At 48.2% G+C, this 16282-nt stretch carries 14 protein-coding genes; 9 read left to right on the top strand and 5 right to left on the bottom strand.

Annotated elements, in window-relative coordinates:
• Positions 1 to 3 precede the first annotated feature (3 nt).
• Positions 4 to 1377 (bottom strand): tetratricopeptide repeat protein, encoded by a 1374-nt coding sequence (locus C8N47_RS11495; protein ID WP_107822711.1) that lies wholly within the window; start codon positions 1375 to 1377, stop codon positions 4 to 6.
• Between the two features lie 406 nt (positions 1378 to 1783).
• Here C8N47_RS11495 and bcp point away from each other — a divergent pair, with 406 nt between their 5' ends.
• The 7 genes from bcp (at position 1784) to C8N47_RS11460 (ending at position 10516) form a co-directional block, all read left to right on the top strand.
• On the top strand, positions 1784 to 2251 hold the full coding sequence (bcp, locus tag C8N47_RS11490) for a thioredoxin-dependent thiol peroxidase (RefSeq protein WP_107822819.1): 468 nt from the start codon (positions 1784 to 1786) through the stop codon (positions 2249 to 2251).
• 2 nt (positions 2252 to 2253) lie between these two features.
• Positions 2254 to 3282 (top strand): recombinase RecA, encoded by a 1029-nt coding sequence (gene recA, locus C8N47_RS11485; RefSeq protein WP_107822710.1) that lies wholly within the window; start codon positions 2254 to 2256, stop codon positions 3280 to 3282.
• Between the two features lie 624 nt (positions 3283 to 3906).
• Positions 3907 to 6336, top strand: coding sequence for a bifunctional aspartate kinase/homoserine dehydrogenase I (thrA, locus tag C8N47_RS11480; protein WP_107822709.1), 2430 nt, complete (start codon positions 3907 to 3909; stop codon positions 6334 to 6336).
• Positions 6337 to 6459: 123 nt separating this feature from the next.
• Positions 6460 to 7671: a cofactor-independent phosphoglycerate mutase gene (locus C8N47_RS11475; RefSeq protein WP_107822708.1), complete on the top strand. Its 1212-nt coding sequence runs from the start codon at positions 6460 to 6462 to the stop codon at positions 7669 to 7671.
• Between the two features lie 141 nt (positions 7672 to 7812).
• Positions 7813 to 9126: a threonine synthase gene (gene thrC / locus C8N47_RS11470; RefSeq protein ID WP_107822707.1), complete on the top strand. Its 1314-nt coding sequence runs from the start codon at positions 7813 to 7815 to the stop codon at positions 9124 to 9126.
• Positions 9127 to 9860: 734 nt separating this feature from the next.
• On the top strand, positions 9861 to 10154 hold the full coding sequence (locus tag C8N47_RS11465; protein ID WP_107822706.1) for a type II toxin-antitoxin system HigB family toxin: 294 nt from the start codon (positions 9861 to 9863) through the stop codon (positions 10152 to 10154).
• 5 nt (positions 10155 to 10159) lie between these two features.
• Complete coding sequence (locus C8N47_RS11460; protein ID WP_107822705.1) at positions 10160 to 10516, top strand: helix-turn-helix domain-containing protein; 357 nt, start codon at positions 10160 to 10162, stop codon at positions 10514 to 10516.
• Between the two features lie 336 nt (positions 10517 to 10852).
• On the opposite strand, the gene C8N47_RS11455 is transcribed toward C8N47_RS11460, so the two are convergent.
• From C8N47_RS11455 to C8N47_RS11435, 4 genes are all read right to left on the bottom strand, one after another.
• Positions 10853 to 11164, bottom strand: a complete 312-nt coding sequence (locus C8N47_RS11455) for a nucleotidyltransferase domain-containing protein (RefSeq protein WP_107822704.1) — start codon at positions 11162 to 11164, stop codon at positions 10853 to 10855.
• Positions 11149 to 11568 (bottom strand): nucleotidyltransferase substrate binding protein, encoded by a 420-nt coding sequence (locus C8N47_RS11450; protein WP_107822703.1) that lies wholly within the window; start codon positions 11566 to 11568, stop codon positions 11149 to 11151. Before C8N47_RS11450 ends, C8N47_RS11455 begins: the two co-directional genes overlap by 16 nt.
• A 637-nt stretch (positions 11569 to 12205) precedes the next feature.
• The gene (locus C8N47_RS11445) at positions 12206 to 13582 is read right to left on the bottom strand and encodes an undecaprenyl-phosphate glucose phosphotransferase (RefSeq protein WP_107822702.1); all 1377 of its coding nucleotides are present in this window, start codon (positions 13580 to 13582) and stop codon (positions 12206 to 12208) included.
• Between the two features lie 635 nt (positions 13583 to 14217).
• Positions 14218 to 14454 (bottom strand): hypothetical protein, encoded by a 237-nt coding sequence (locus C8N47_RS11435; protein ID WP_107822700.1) that lies wholly within the window; start codon positions 14452 to 14454, stop codon positions 14218 to 14220.
• A 628-nt stretch (positions 14455 to 15082) separates the two neighbouring features.
• Here C8N47_RS11435 and C8N47_RS11430 point away from each other — a divergent pair.
• Together C8N47_RS11430 and C8N47_RS11425 are read left to right on the top strand one after the other, a co-directional pair.
• Positions 15083 to 15283 carry a hypothetical protein gene (locus tag C8N47_RS11430; RefSeq protein ID WP_107822699.1) on the top strand — a complete coding sequence of 67 codons (201 nt, stop codon included), beginning with the start codon at positions 15083 to 15085 and terminating at the stop codon, positions 15281 to 15283.
• The gene (locus C8N47_RS11425; protein WP_107822698.1) at positions 15280 to 15552 is read left to right on the top strand and encodes a type II toxin-antitoxin system RelE family toxin; all 273 of its coding nucleotides are present in this window, start codon (positions 15280 to 15282) and stop codon (positions 15550 to 15552) included. Before C8N47_RS11430 ends, C8N47_RS11425 begins: the two co-directional genes overlap by 4 nt.
• Positions 15553 to 16282 lie beyond the last annotated feature (730 nt).

Genomic DNA, 16282 nt, shown 5'->3' with positions numbered 1-16282 from the left:
GGTTTATTCTAATTTTCGGGCTTCGCTGACCGGGATTCGTTCGTTGTTCTTGTAAGCTGCTATTGTAGCATTGTTTACGCCCTCTAATTTAATTTGTTTTAGCATTTGTTGGGCATCCTGGTATGTTTTTAATTCACCCACGGTATAAACTGTTACACCTTGATCGTCGGTGTATTGGTCGATGCGGCGCAGAACCGATAATTTTTTAAATAGCCGTTGCACCCATTCGGGCGGCGTATTGCGGTAAGCTCCAATCTGTATTTTATATAGAATCTGGTCGAGGGGAGCTGCCTGAGGGCTTTGTAAACTGTCTAAGGCCAGTGAGTCGCTTGCAGCAACAATGATCACCGGTGCTTCTTCCTCGGTGATGGTTTCTACAATCGGTGCTTGCTGTGCTTTTGCCAGGCTGTCCTTCAGCTGTTGATGGCGGCTGCAAAACTGCAGGATTTCGGCCTGGTCTGCCGTTGCCCAATAATTGCTCTCGGCCTGGTTGGCCAGTTGCTGTTGTTGCGCAATCGCGCTGTTCAGCCGGTAGCTTTCCTGCTCAATGGTTAAAATGGCGCCGGCCAGTTGCTCTTTATGCTGCAGGTCGGCCAGCTCGTATTGACTGCGCAGAGATGCACTTTTTTGCAGCAGCGAATCCAGTCGGGCTTCCATTGCACAAGCATCGAGGAAAGCTGTCCTTCCCTCAGTAGTCTGGAATTGGTCGATTTTCAGATAGCTGATTTGTGCATTCACCGGAAAGTTAATGATGCTGTCGGCATAGTCGGGAGTTGCCTCCCGGGTTGGAAGCTCCGCTATTTCCGGTATTAAAATACCAGCTTTTGCTTGTTGAAGGCTATCTGCGGGCGGAATCGTATCAACTGTCGCTTCGGTACCCAGGATCGAGTCCGGGGCTGAAGTTGTAGCCGTTGCTGCTTCGGCAAAAGGATTCATTTGTTGATGGCATAGTTCGATCATTTCATCCAGCGGCACCGACTTCAGTATTTTGGCGGAGGCTTGATCCCGGAACTGTTGGTAGGCAGCCAGTGCCTTCTCCCAGTCCGATTGGGCATGGTAGTACTGTGCCAGGTACCACTGACTTTTCAGGAAGTTGCCGCTTTTTAGCAGGGCCTCGGCCGCGCGCTCGGAAAACTGCTGCGTTTCAATCAACGAGGCAGCATAGTAATAGTTGATTTCCGGATCGTCCGGATAGAGGCGCACCAGGTCTTCAAAAACCGGAAGAGCCTCGGCATATTGCTGGTTCGAGAAGAACTGCCTGGCCTGCATCTCGGGGTCATCCTGCGCTGCCAGCGGACCAATTAAAGTGAAACAGATACAGCAGCTTAGGATCAGGCGTGTTCGGTGTTGTTTGATTTTTGTTGTTATCAATTGCATAAAAATAGATGTTTGCCGAGCCTAAAACTACAAAAAATGTTCCAGCTGGCAGGAGGACGCATCGTCTGTGCGGTCGATTTAATTATTGATTGATATTTTCAAGCATCGTTCAACCATTCGCTCCAAAACTTGTTTGGTGAAACGTCGGGAGCTCTTAGTCGGGAGCTCTTAGTCGTGAGTCGTGAGTCGTGAGTCCGGCTCCGAAGTTTGTATGTCCGGCAATCTGTGACAGTGACTGCGACTGCGACAGTGACTGCGACTTCTTCAAGTCCACCAGTCCGGAACTCAAACTGCGGGGGACTTTGAAACGACTCGGGCTGAAGCATATTCGATATTATTGACAGAAGCCTCCGGCATTTCGAAATTAATCAAGTATATTTGTCTAATCTATAAATCGGAAAAACGAATGGCTTTACTGGAAAAAGGAGCTCAGGCGCCCTATTTTAAAGGTCTGAATCAGAACGAAGAATTGATTTCATCCGATGATTTTAAGGGAAAGAAATTGATTTTGTACTTTTATCCCAAAGATAACACACCGGGTTGTACGGCCGAGTCCTGCAACTTAAGCGATAATTACGATTACTGGCTGAAGCAGGGCTACGAAGTAGTCGGGGTTAGTCCGGACAGCGTGGCATCGCATAAAAAGTTTGCCGATAAATATGGCTTTCAATTTAACCTGATTTCCGATCCCGAGCACGAGATCCTGGAGGCTTATGGCGCCTGGGGATTGAAAAAATTGTACGGAAAGGAATATATGGGGGTGTTGCGAACCACCTATGTGATTGACGAGAACGGAGTTGTTGTCGAACTGTTTAGTAAAGTGAAAACCAAAGATCATACAAATCAAATAAGCACCGCTTTAGATAATAAATAACGATGGCAAAAGAAGAACAAAATAACGTGAACAAGGAAAAGCTGAAGGCGCTTCAGCTGACCATGGATAAAATAGAAAAGAGTTACGGCAAAGGCGCAATCATGAAGATGGGCGACCGCGTGGCCGAAGATGTTCCGGCGATCCCTTCAGGGTCTATCGGCCTGGATATTGCCCTGGGGATTGGTGGTTTCCCCAAAGGCCGTATCATCGAGATTTACGGGCCCGAGTCGTCGGGTAAAACAACCCTGGCCATTCATGCCATTGCCGAGGCTCAGAAAGCCGGAGGTATTGCCGCCATCATCGATGCTGAACATGCCTTCGACCCGTTTTATGCCCGCAAGTTGGGGGTCGATACGGATGAGCTGCTGATCTCGCAGCCCGACAACGGGGAGCAAGCCCTGGAAATTGCCGACAACCTGATTCGCTCGGGAGCCATTGATATTGTTGTAATTGACTCGGTAGCTGCTTTGACACCCAAAGCCGAGATTGAAGGCGACATGGGTGACTCTAAAATGGGCTTGCAGGCTCGTTTGATGTCACAGGCTTTGCGTAAGCTTACGGCCAACATCAATAAAACCAAAACCTGCTGTATCTTTATTAACCAGTTACGCGAAAAAATCGGTGTGATGTTCGGAAACCCCGAAACTACAACCGGTGGTAATGCCCTGAAGTTTTACGCTTCAGTGCGTCTGGATATCCGTCGTATTGGTCAGATTAAGGATGGCGACGAGGTGATGGGGAACAACGTTCGTGTGAAAGTGGTGAAAAACAAAGTTGCGCCGCCATTCCGCAAGGCCGAGTTCGATATCATGTATGGCGAAGGAATTTCCAAAACCGGCGAAATCATCGACCTGGGTGTGAACTACAACGTGATTAAAAAGAGCGGTTCGTGGTTTAGCTATGGCGAAACCAGGCTGGGGCAGGGGCGCGAGTCGGTTCGCAACCTCCTGAAAGATAATGTTGAGCTGGCGCAAGAGCTGGAAGCTAAGATTGTTGAGGCGGTAACCGTGGGCGCGACGACCATGGGTTAGCTTTATTGCGTGATGCAGTGAAATCCGGATGGGGTACTGCTTCATCCGGATTTTTTTTGCCGGAACGCGAAGGAAAACCAGTAACCAGCAACCAGTAACCAGTAACCAGCAACCAGTAACCAGTAACCAGTAACCAGACAGAATCTGAGAGGAGTGCTGATACATTGGTTACTCAATTCCGGTTGTAAGTTCATCTGTCCGAATATCCGCGTATCTGAACATCCGGTAATCCGGTCGTCTTTCAATTTGATGTTAACAGTCGGTTGGTTGCTTGAATTTTGTAAGCAATAATTAGAAAGTAATAATAAATAAGCATATTTTTGCCGCGTATCGAAAAAACTGATTAAGTTCAGGCGATTAAGCTGAAGAAATAATACCAATTGTTTTCCAGAGCGAGCCTTAAGCGAAACGGTGAAATTATACCTTCTTGAGAGGTTAGTTTGCACATTAAAACATTTTGGTATAATGCCGGTAGCTGTTTGAAAACCAGTAAAAACGACCTCGGTTTATCGGGTGGTTTCAATTGCTAATCGGTATAACTATTCAGAATACCGGAAACGCGGGCGGATTGTTATCCGGAAACGGTTAATTTTTGAATAAGTCTAACTAATTGATTCATAAAAAATGAAAGTGTTGAAATTTGGCGGTACTTCAGTGGGAAGTGCCGGGAATATCCGAAAGGTAAAGGAGATCGTAAAAAGTCAGGACGATGATGCTATCGTGGTTGTTTCAGCCTTGGGCGGGATTACTGACAAAATATTGAACGCCGCAAAAATGGCCATCCTCGGAACGGACTATTTCAACACGGAACTCACGATGATTCGCGAACGTCACGAGGCGGTGGTCGATCAGTTGTTCGACGGAGAACGAAAAGAAGCCGTGAAGGAACAGGTCAGCCAGCTGTTGGACGAGCTGGAACGCGTGATTGTGGGCGTTTCCATGATTGGTGAGCTGACCGACAAAACCCTGGATAAGATCGGTGGCTTTGGCGAGCGTCTTTCTTCGTATATCATCAGCGAGTTTATCGATGACGCCAGTTGGGTGGATTCGTCCAAGCTGATTAAAACCGACAGTGCTTTTGGCAAGGCACAGGTGAACTTCAGCCTCACCAACACCCTGGTGAAGGCAGCTCTGGGCGAGTTTAAGGGGATTTGCATTGCACCGGGCTTTGTTGCCAGCAACGCCGAAGGAGAGTATACAACCCTTGGCCGTGGCGGCTCGGACTATACCGCTGCGATTTATGCGGCCGCGCTGGATGCTTCGGTGTTGGAGATCTGGACCGATGTGGACGGCTTTATGACTGCCGACCCGCGGGTAATCAGTAAGGCTTATGTGATTGAGTCGCTGAGTTATGCCGAGGCAATGGAGTTGTCGCACTTTGGCGCCAAGGTGATTTATCCGCCCACCATTTTGCCGGTATATAAAAAAGGAATTCCCACCTACATCAAAAATACGCTGAACCCACAGGCCCCGGGCTCTCTGATTACCAGCAGCCAGGCCAACGCCAAAGACCGTCCCATTAAAGGGATTTCGTCGATCTCCAATATCAGCCTTATTACGGTTCAGGGGCTCGGTATGGTGGGCGTTACGGGCATCTCCATGCGTTTGTTCAGTGCGCTGGCACTGCAAAATATTAATGTTATCCTCATCTCGCAGGCTTCATCCGAAAACTCCATCTCCATCGCTGTTGACACCGGAAAAGCCGATGCTGCCGAACAGGCCATCCGCTCCGAGTTTGAGCGCGAGATCATGAATGGCCGGATCAATAAGGTGGAGGTTGAAAACGAGCTGTCGATCGTTGCCATTGTTGGCGAAAATATGAAACATTCAACCGGTATTGCCGGAAAGCTTTTCAACACCATCGGTAAAAACGGGGTGAACATCATGGCCATCGCTCAGGGAGCTTCGGAGTTGAACATTTCGTGGGTGGTGAAAAACAGCGATCTGCGCAAAACCCTCAACGTGGTGCACGAGTCCTTCTTCCTGTCCGAAAATATGGAGGTGAATGTCTTCCTGTTGGGCATGGGGCTGGTTGGCGGTAACCTGCTGACCCAAATTCAGCAACAACAGGAAAAGCTGCTGAAAGAAAAGCGTCTGAAAATCAAGCTAGTGGGCGTTGCCAACTCGCGCAAGATGTTGCTCGACCGCGAAGGAATTGCTATCGACGGCTTCCGCGACCGTTTGGATGCCGAAGGACAAGCTTCGGGGCTGAAGGCGTATAAGGATGCCATCATCGAGATGAATATTTTCAACTCGGTCTTTGTGGATTGTACCGCCTCTAACGAATCACCAACGGTTTATGCCGACCTTTTGAATGCCAACGTCTCGATCGTGACGGCCAATAAGGTGGCCGCTTCGTCGGACTATGATAACTATAGAAAGCTGAAAAGCATCGCCAAAACAAAAGGTGTCAAATTTTTGTTTGAGACCAACGTGGGCGCCGGTTTGCCAATCATCAACACCCTGAACGATTTGGTGAACTCGGGCGACAAGATCCTGAAGATTGAGGCGGTACTTTCCGGTACGCTGAACTATATTTTCAACACCATATCGGCCGATGTTCCGTTGAGCAAGACCATTCAGCTGGCCAAGGAGGAAGGTTACTCCGAACCCGATCCGCGCATCGACCTGAGTGGGATCGATGTGGTTCGTAAGCTGTTGATTTTGGTTCGCGAGTCGGGCTACAAAATCGAAAAAGAGGATGTGCTCATCAACAAGTTTATCCCCGATGCGTACTTCGACGGATCGATCGACGACTTTTGGGCTAACATTTCGCAGGTGGATGCCGACTTTGAACAACGGCGTCAGCGGCTGGAGGCCGAAAAGAAATGCTGGCGCTTTGTTGCCAAATACGAAAATGGCCAGTCGGAAGTGGGCTTGCAGGAAGTGGAGCAGGGCCATCCCTTCTACGACTTGCAGGGAAGTAACAACCTGGTGATGTTTACCAGCGAACGGTATAACGAATTCCCGATGATCATCAAGGGCTATGGCGCCGGAGCAGCCGTAACCGCGGCAGGTGTTTTTGCCGACATCATTCGGGTATCGAATATATAGGGGAGTCGTGAGTCGTGAGTCATGAGACGTGAGTCGTGAGTCGGAAAGTGCGGTAGCTGGTGGTTCAGTTTCAGGACTCAAGACTATTTGGAGTATGAAATTTAAATAATTGGGATTTTAAAGATGAAATATATAATCGTTTTAGGAGACGGCATGGCTGATGAGCCATTGGAAAATTACGGCGGAAAAACTCCCTTGCAGATGGCCAACATACCCGAGATTGATCGGTTGGCCAAGTTGGGACGGGCAGGATTGTTGCAAACGGTGCCCGAGGGGATGCACCCGGGAAGCGAAATAGCCAATATGTCGGTGTTGGGCTACGATGTGGCCAAGGTGTTCGAAGGACGCGGTACCCTCGAGGCTGCCAGTATGGGCGTTGTGCTCGAGCCGGGCGACCTGGCGCTTCGTTGCAACCTGATTTGCCTGGCTAATGGGAATATCAAAAACCACTCGGCCGGGCACATCTCGAATGAGGAAGCACACGAGCTGATCGATTTTCTGAATGAAAAGCTGGGCAGCGAGCGCGTGATTTTCCACAAAGGGGTTTCGTACCGCCACCTGTTGGTGATTAAAGGCGGTAAGAAGCAACTGGCTTGTACGCCGCCGCACGATGTTCCCGGAAAACCCTGGAAGGATTATCTGATCGCGGCGAAAGAAGCCGAGGCTGATGAAACAGCAAGCTTGTTGAATGATTTGATCCATAAATCAATGGATCTGCTGGCCGCGCATCCGGTTAACCAAAAGCGACAAGCCGCCGGTAAGGATATGGCCAACAGCATCTGGCCCTGGTCGCCGGGCTACAAACCAGCTATGCCCACCTTGAAAGAGATGTTCGGCGTGGAAAAATCGGCCGTGATCTCGGCGGTCGACCTGATTCAGGGAATCGGTGTTTACGCCGGGATGAAGGTCATTCAGGTAGAAGGTGCGACGGGTTTGTACGATACCAATTACGAAGGTAAGGCGCAGGCAACGATCGACGCCCTGAAAGAATGCGACCTGGTGTATCTGCACATCGAAGCCAGCGACGAAGCCGGCCACGAAGGGGATGTGGAACTGAAAACCAAAACCATTGAATATCTCGACCATCGGGTGGTGAAATTTTTGGTTGCGGAAACAGCCAAAATGGACGAGCCGGTGACAATCGCCGTGTTGCCCGATCATCCGACCCCCTGCGCCACAACGGTTCACACTAAAGATCCGGTGCCTTTCATTATTTATAAACCGGGTCAGCAGGCCGATGCCGTGCAGGTGTACGACGAATTTGCGGTTACCAGTGGAAGCTATGGCCTGATTCACGGCCGTGAGTTTATGGAAGCGCTTTTAAGTGATAATTGATTATGCTGGTGTCGAAACCGTTGAAGATTATTTAGCTAATAGTTGCTAAAACCCCCGGCCCCTAAAGGGGTGACTAGGTTAGTGAATTGAAGACTCAGCTTCAGCTTTTGGAATTTGAAATTTAGAACTTGAAATTTTAACATGCAGTACTACAGTACCAATAAATCTGTGCCGGAGGTTTCCTTGCAGGAAGCAGTAACCAAAGGCCTGGCCGATGACAAAGGCCTGTTCATGCCGGATCATATCAACCCGCTTCCGGCCTCATTTTTTGAAACCATCGAGCAGTTGTCGTTTCAGGAGATCTCTTTCGAAGTAGCCAAAGCTTTCTTCGGCGAAGATATTCCCGAGGCCGATCTAAAACAATTGGTGTTCGATACCTTGCAGTTTGACTGTCCGGTGGTGCCGGTGCACGACAAGATCTACTCGCTGGAGTTGTTTCACGGACCAACCCTGGCTTTTAAAGATGTTGGCGGCCGCTTTATGGCTCGCCTGCTGGGTTACTTCCTGAAGCAAAAAAATAACCGCAAGCAGGTAAATGTGCTGGTGGCTACCTCGGGCGATACGGGCAGCGCTGTTGCCAATGGGTTCCTGGGTGTCGACGGCATTCATGTTTACGTTTTGTATCCGAAAGGACTGGTGAGCGAGATTCAGGAGAAGCAGTTCACAACACTGGGACAGAATATCACCTCCATCGAGGTGGATGGTACCTTCGACGACTGTCAGCGTCTGGTGAAAACAGCCTTTCTGGATGAGGAGCTGAAAAGCAAGCTGACACTTACATCGGCCAACTCCATCAATGTGGCGCGCTTTCTTCCACAGGCATTCTATTATTTCAATGCCTACGCACGTTTGAAAGAACAAGGCTTGCAGGACGAGCTGGTGGTGGCCGTGCCCAGCGGAAACTTCGGAAACCTGACCGCCGGCTTGTTTGCCCAGCAGATGGGCTTGCCAATCAAGCGTTTTATCGCAGCCAACAACGAGAACGATATCGTCTACAAATACCTGCAAAGCGGGCAGTACGAGCCGCGTCCCTCGGTGTCAACCATTGCCAATGCCATGGATGTGGGCGACCCCAGTAACTTTGCGCGGATCCTGGATCTGTACGGACACTCACACGCGAAAATCTCGTCGGTGATGAAAGGCTTCCGTTACAGCGATGAGCAGATTAAAGAAGTGCTGTTGCAGGTTTATAAAGAATACAATTACTTGCTTGATCCGCACGGAGCTTGCGCTTATAAAGCTTTATCTACTGATTTGGTAGCTGGTGAAATGGGCGTATTCCTGGAAACCGCGCATCCGGCAAAATTTACCGAAACCGTTGAGGCGATCATCGGGCAGGGGAACGTGCCGCTGCCCGAAAAACTGGCTGAGTTCATGAAAGGCGAGAAGCTTTCGGTGCCATGCAGTAAGGCTTTCGACGATTTCAAAGGCTTTTTGCTGAGAGAAGCCAAATAGGAGAAGTCGCAGTCGCCGTTTCAGATTGCCGGATTGAAGAAGTCGCAGTCCGTGATGATTTACCATTGAACGATTTACCATTTACGATTGGAAGAAGTCGCGTTATTCAGTGTTCAGTCGCAGTGATCAGTCACTCTCACCGTTTGCACCGGTACTTATGTACTCATGCACTCGGGCTTGTTTATTGAGCCGGTGAACTGAGAGTCACCAGCTCAAGAACAGGCGGCGTGAGTTTTTAGTACCGATTCGGTTTGCTGGCCGCCGGGAAGTTGCAAGTTCAGCACCCTGTCAGCGTCCGCAGATCCTGACAGCGGTTCACTCTCCCTCTTATCCCTCTCTACAAGTAGAGCGGGACGGTTATTCAGTGCCTTGAGGAACTGTGGTGGTAGTCAGTTGGATTGACGGCCGGTTATTTAGTCCCAGCGGGGCGAAAATCTTTATAGCTCCAAGAGCCCCCCACCATCCCCGCAATGTTGCTCGGAGCGCGAAGGCCAGCAGAGCCCCCTTCAGTCACCAGCTCGCCGGTTGCACCCGCACTTATGTACTCATGGACCTATACGCTGGCCCCCCTTATTGAGCCGGTGAACCGAAAGTCACCAGCTCAAGAGCAGATTCTGATCTGCATCCGAATGACGGTTCGAAGGGGAGCAGTTTTTGGCAGAAGTTCGTAAAAATCATGCCATTGTGGTTCCCGATTCGGTAACTTTTTTATCTTTGTAGTATATAATCATGCAATGAGAGTAATAGCGAAAAAGATAGTTCGTGATTTCTGGGAGAAATATACTGATTGTGAACAACAACTAAAAACTTGGTACCAAGAAGCTTCAAAAGCAACTTGGAGTAATCCTAATGAAATAAAAAACGACTATGCAAAAGCAAGTATCTTAAAGAATGGACGTGTTGTTTTCAATATTTGTGGTAATAAATACCGCCTGGTTGTAGATATAAATTATGAGAGACAATGGGTATTTATTCGGTTTATTGGAACACATAAAGAATATGACAAAATTGATGCGGCAAAAATTTAAAGAGGATGGATATTAAAGCAATAAAAACAGAAGACGATTATAATCAAGCATTAAAGAGACTTGACGAAATTTTCCACGCACCGGTTGATTCTCCGGAGGGTGATGAAGCAGAAGTCCTATCAATTCTAATAGAAAAATATGAAGAGGAGCATTATGCTATTGACGCACCTGATCCTATTGAAGCCATTCTGTTTCGAATGGAGCAGATGGACATGAATAAAAGGGATTTAGCTGAGATTATTGGATATAAAAGTAGGGTTTCTGAAATTTTAAGTAAAAAGCGAAAACTTAGCATCAATATGATTCGAAAGCTTCATGACAAGATGAATATACCTTACGAGTCATTAATTACTGACTATTGAGCGTAAAAGCAGCTTTATTGGTCAATGTTTGTAGGTTACGGGTTATTGGACAGCTGGACTCAGTGAAGAGCACGCAGCCGTTGATGATTTACGATTGAGCGATTTACCATTTACTATTGAAGAAGTCGCAGTGTTCAGTGTTCAGTGTTCAGTCGCAGTGATCAGTCATCCTCGCCGGTTGCACCTGCACTTATGAACTCATGAACTATGGTACTCATGCACTTAATGCTTGTGCTTCATCAAATGTAAAATATCGAATAATCAATGTAGAAGTAAGAAAGCGCCATTGACGCTTGAAGAGGTCGTGAGTCCCGACCCAGTTTGCTCCTTGCCGAATCAGGGCTGTTGTTTCCTGTAAATGCTTATTCCCATCCGCTGGATGTGGTCGATCAGTGCTTCGTTCTTCAAACTTTCAAAAAGGGAGAGGTCGACCATCCAGGGGAGCAGCAGGTCGTCGATTTCCCGGTTAAGCTGTTGGAGTAGTGTAAAATCCAGACTTTCACCTTTGATGGTCAGGTCGATATCGGAGCCTTCCGAGAAGTTTCCTTTTGCTCTGGAACCGTATAGGATTACTTCGGTTATTTGCCGGTGGCGGGCAAACAGCTGGCTTAACCGGTCAATGGTCTGCTGGCTTAATCCATCAGGCATAGTTCATTCATTTTATCTTCGAAAGAGCTAAACAAATCGGAATAAACGGACACAATACGATGGAGGATCTGTTCCGATATTTCTTCCTGATAAGTATGTGAGCTCAGGTTTCGGTCGGCAATCATATTCATCCACGCCTCACCATTGGTTAACAATCCGCGGTTGAAAGCCAGACGGGTTGCGTCTTTGGATCCGTAGATGTTGATTTCACCTTTTTCTTTCAGAAAATCTTGCATGACCTTCCAGCTTAGCTCATGGGTAAACTCAAAGCCTTGTATCAGCCCTTGCTTTTCCAGTTCCGACAAGCCGCTGTCGTGATACTGTTGGACACCCTTGGTCAGGGTGGCTAAAGCTTTTTTGTAGTTTTCAAATCGTTGCTTCCAGCGGATGTCTTTCGAGTCCATCGTATGTATTTTGGGTAAAAGTATAAAAAAAGATGCAGACTGTTTGTACTGCCGGATTGATGAGGTCGCAGCCCGTGATGATTTACCATTGAACGATTTACCATTTACGATTGGAAGAAGTCGCGTTATTCAGTGTTCAGTCGCAGTGATCAGTCACCCTCACCGTTTGCACCGGTACTTATGAACTTATGAACCCATGCACTCGGGCTTGTTTATTGAGCCGGTGAACTGAGAGTCACCAGCTCAAGAGCATCGCTCCGCCCAGCACCCCAGCGGGGTGACACCTTTGTAGCCCCGGGTGGCGCGTGTCGCCGATAGGCGAAAAGCAGAACCCGGGGTAAATGGAGCCCCCACCACACCCGCCATGTTGCTCGGAGCGCGAAGGCTGTCGGTTTCATTTGATGGGAATCGATTCACCTGGCAACAGATCCTGATCTGCATCAGGATGACGGCTGGAGGGGTTCAGTGATCATTCACCCTCGCCGGTTGTACTCGCACTTATGAACTTTGTACTTATGTACTTTGGTCCCCGTTATTGAGCCGGTGAACTGAGAGTCACCAGCTCAAGAGCAGCACCACTGGGAGTCACCAGCTCAAGGACAGCAGAACGGAGAGTCAGCAGCTCAAGGGGCTCGCCTTAGAAGGCATTTTCCCGGCTTTTGGGACTGAAGACGGTTTGCCAGATGATGACAACATCCCACCATAGCGACCAGTTTTCCATATATTCGCGGTCGTAGGCTACCCGTTTTTCCATTTTCCACAGCTCGTCGGTTTCGCCGCGGTAGCCATTCACCTGTGCCCAGCCCGTAATGCCCGGCTTCACATAATGGCGGGTCATGTAAGTATCAATCAGTGCCGAATATTCCTTGGTATGTTTCAGCATGTGGGGGCGTGGTCCCACCACCGACATCTGTCCCCAAAGGACATTGAAAAACTGCGGGAGCTCATCGATATTGGTCTTGCGCATAAACCGTCCGACCGATGTCACGCGGTTGTCGTTTTTCGTGGCCTGCATCTGGTCGGCATTTTTGTTGGGGGCCATACTGCGGAACTTGATGCATGGAAAATCGCGGTTGTTCATGCCCGTGCGGTTCTGGACGAAAAACACCGGTCCTTTCGAATTCAGCTTAATGATGATGGTCATGATGGGCAGCAGCCACGAGAGCAAAAACACAATGGTGAACGACGAAAAAAGGATGTCGAAAGCCCGTTTGCTGATGCGTGCAGCGATATCGTCGAGGGGGATTTCCTGTGGGTTGAAAACAGCCAGCGAGCCCACCGATTCCATATTCATCCTGGACTTAAACCAACGCTGGTTGTCGGGGATAAAGCGCACCCGGATGCCCATGCGGTTGCAGATGTCCAGGTATTCCTTGGTGTTGTTTTCGCTGCTGGTAAACGAAACAGCGATAAAAACCAGCTGAATATTCATCGCTTCCACCAGCATGGCCAGTTCATCGGGGCGGCCAATAATATCGTCCGACTTGGGAGCCTTGCGTGTCAGAAAACCACAGAATTTGTAGCCCATCAGGGGGTTGCCATCCACGATTTGCTGCAGCAGCTGCGTGGTCTTGTTGTAGCCGACAATCAACACGCGTTGGGTGTTCAGTCCCATCTTGCGCTTATACTGTAAGTAGAGGTACAGGAAATAATAAAAAATCAATTTGCAGACCAGGAAGGTCGCCGTGTATTCGAGCAAAAAGCTTCGTGAATAAAACTTGGGCATCATCAGAAAGCCCAGCACGCTGGTGATCAACAGGAAGAACACTGTTCGTTTGGCAATTCGCTTCACGCGGTTGAAATAGCCGTCGCGCAGGTACAAGTTTCGTTTCGAGAAGGCAAAATAGGTGATCATCCACGCCAGGTTGCCCTGCAGAAAGTAGTTCCCGATGGCATTCAACTGATCGGCCTGCAGTCCGAATCGTAAGCAGGCAATGAATATAATCGAAAAGTTGAGGATGAACAGGTCGAAAAGAAGATAGATGAGCTTTAATTCTGATTCTCTGGAGTCCATATAACGGTTGGGCTAGGATTGTTCTATTGTTTTCTGTGGTGCAAATAAACGGAATATTGACAATATGTCAAAATAGAATAAGAAGACTGTTGATAATAATTTTGGATGACAAAAGTCCCCGCTAGCTCTCCTGATGGGGGATTCAGTCGCAGCCAACAATAATTTACCATTTAACGATTTACCATTGACGATTGAAGAAGTCGTCGTTGCACCCGTACTTATGAACGTATGAACTCATGGACCTATGTACTCTGGCACCGTTTATTGAGCCGGTGAACCGAAAGTCACCAGCTCAAGAGCTGGCGCTGCTTTTGATCAACTACACGAGGGGAGGTTATGCGAGGTTAAGTTTTTCCGGGTTTTGCCGATTGTCGAAGAAACTGAGGAGATATAATTTTTGATTGACTGCATCCACTTGATAGAAAAGTGAATTGTTTTTGTCGATGATAGCCCTGCGGATATTGGTGTGTTTTTCGGATTGTTTGAAAATTTCAGGATTTTTTTTCAGTGCCCGGATAACAATTTCGGTTCTTTGGGAGAACTGACGCATTTCATTTTTAGTCCAGTTTTCCTGTAGATAGTCCATTACCTTGAAGTACGTAATTCGGGCTTTTGCTGACCAGATAACATCCATCTCAAAAACCGTATTTGCGTTGGGCTTCACGTACGACCTCTTCGTGCGAATAGGTATTTCCATTAGAGACATCTTCAACGCCTTCCATGATCGCTTGTTGTACTTCGTTAGGTAACTTATCCCACCAGTCTTGCTCATGCTCTTTGTCGAATAGTTTTTCGATCTGCAAAAGGACGGACGTTTTTTCGGTACTTAGGATTTTTGCAACCAAGTCCAATTTTAATGCTTGGATATCCATATTAAGCTATTTTTGAGTAAAAATACGAAATATTTGTTTTAACCGCAGAACTTGTCCCGGACTTGCTTCGGGAGAATGCAGAGAGTAGTGATCAGTGTCCAGTCACCCTTGCCGGTTGCGCCGGTACTTATGAACTCACGGACCTATGTACTCTGGTCCCCTTTATTGAGCCGGTGAACTGGAAGTCACCAGCTCAAGGATCCGTGGTGCTTTTCCCAACATCGCGGGGTAGGTGGGGCGTCGTTTTCCCGGGGTGACGCTACGCTTTGCCCCGGGCTGAATTGAGTTAGCCTTTCAGGCTGCAAGTTCAGCACCCTGTCAGCGTCCGCAGGTCCTGACAGCGGTTCACTCTCCCTCTTATCCCTCTCTTCAAGTAGAGCGGGACGGTTATGCCGTGCCTTGAGGAACTGCGGTGTTGCTGAATTGGATTGACGGTCGGTTATTTAGCCCCAGCGGGGCGAAAATCTTTATAGATCCAGGAGCCCCCACCATACCTGCGATGTTGCTCGGAGAGCTAAGGCTGATGACCTATTGCTTTTTCAAAACAAGAGAGCGGGGGTTGAGTCCTCCATCCATGCGTCTGTTTTTGTTCGTTTTTTTTGTAAATTTGTTGTAAACGAATCTGAATATGAAAACAATTGTTATAAACCTCGAGGATGGTATTAATGCCAAACGGATATTGGAAGCTGTTCGTCTTTTAAAAGGTGTTGAAAAAGCAACCATCGCCACGGATGAAGAGCTCGAGAATATATCGATGCTAAAGGCTATGAAAGTCGCCCGAAAAACCCCAAAGGTAAGTAAAGACGAAGTCTTAAAAGCCTTGAAATGATTGTCGAATTCCGTAATTCCTTTCTGAAGGATATTAAAAGAGTGAAACAGGAAACGGCCAAAAAACTAATCAAAAGGGTTATTCGCCAATGCGAGCAGGCCGAAACAATCCGTGATATAAGCCATTGTGAGCCTCTTCAAAGCCGTGGAAAATACTTCAAAATAAAGCACGGGCAATACCGTTTTGGTATTCATATTGACAAAGGAATCATTGAATTCTTGAAGTTTGGTACCCGGCAGCGTTTTTATGACGATTTTCCGCCGTTTTAGCGAAGCTTCGTTCCCGCTTCGCTCAAATGAGGGGCAGGTGGGGGCGATTCAGTCGCAGTGTTCAGTATTCAGTCGCCGGTTGCACCCGTACTTATGCACTCATGAACTATGGTACTCATGTACTTAATTTCCCAGCTTCCTAAAATGTAAGGTATCGAATAATCAATAAGAAATGTAGAAGTAAGAAAGCGCTATTTGCGGTTGAAGAAGCTGTAGGTTGCAGTTGCAGCCGTTTGGTGCTTAGCCCCAGCGGGGCGAAAATCTTTATAGCTCCAAGAGCCCCCCACCATCCCCGCAATGTTGCTCGGAGCGCGAAGGCCAGCAGAGCCCCCTTCAGTCCCAGCTCGCCAGTTGCACCCGCACTTATGTACTCAGAGACCTATGCACTCTGGCCCCCTTATTGAGTCGGTGAACCGAAAGTCACCAGCTCAAGAACAGGCGGCGTGAGTAATTAGTCCCGATTCGGTTTGCTGGCCGCCGGGAAGTTGCAAGTTCAGCACCCTGTCAGCGTCCGCAGGTCCTGACATCACCTCCCCCTCGTCTTAGCTTTAGCGGTGACGAGGGGGGCGCTGTTGGGCGTTTGTAACGCCCGTTAGCAGACCTATTGTATTGCTGAGTATTTTGCGATATATTGTTGCTAAAAATGTCTGCCGATAACTATTTTATTACCGATCAAAATGCCGTTTACTTTTTAACATTCACAGTTGAAGATTGGATCGATGTGTTTACG

It is taken from the genome of Mangrovibacterium marinum (genome assembly GCF_003046625.1).
GTDB classification, from domain to species: Bacteria; Bacteroidota; Bacteroidia; order Bacteroidales; family Prolixibacteraceae; genus Mangrovibacterium; species Mangrovibacterium marinum.
The sequence above is the reverse complement of the archived record's forward strand: the minus strand, read 5'-3'. Positions and strand labels throughout refer to the sequence as shown.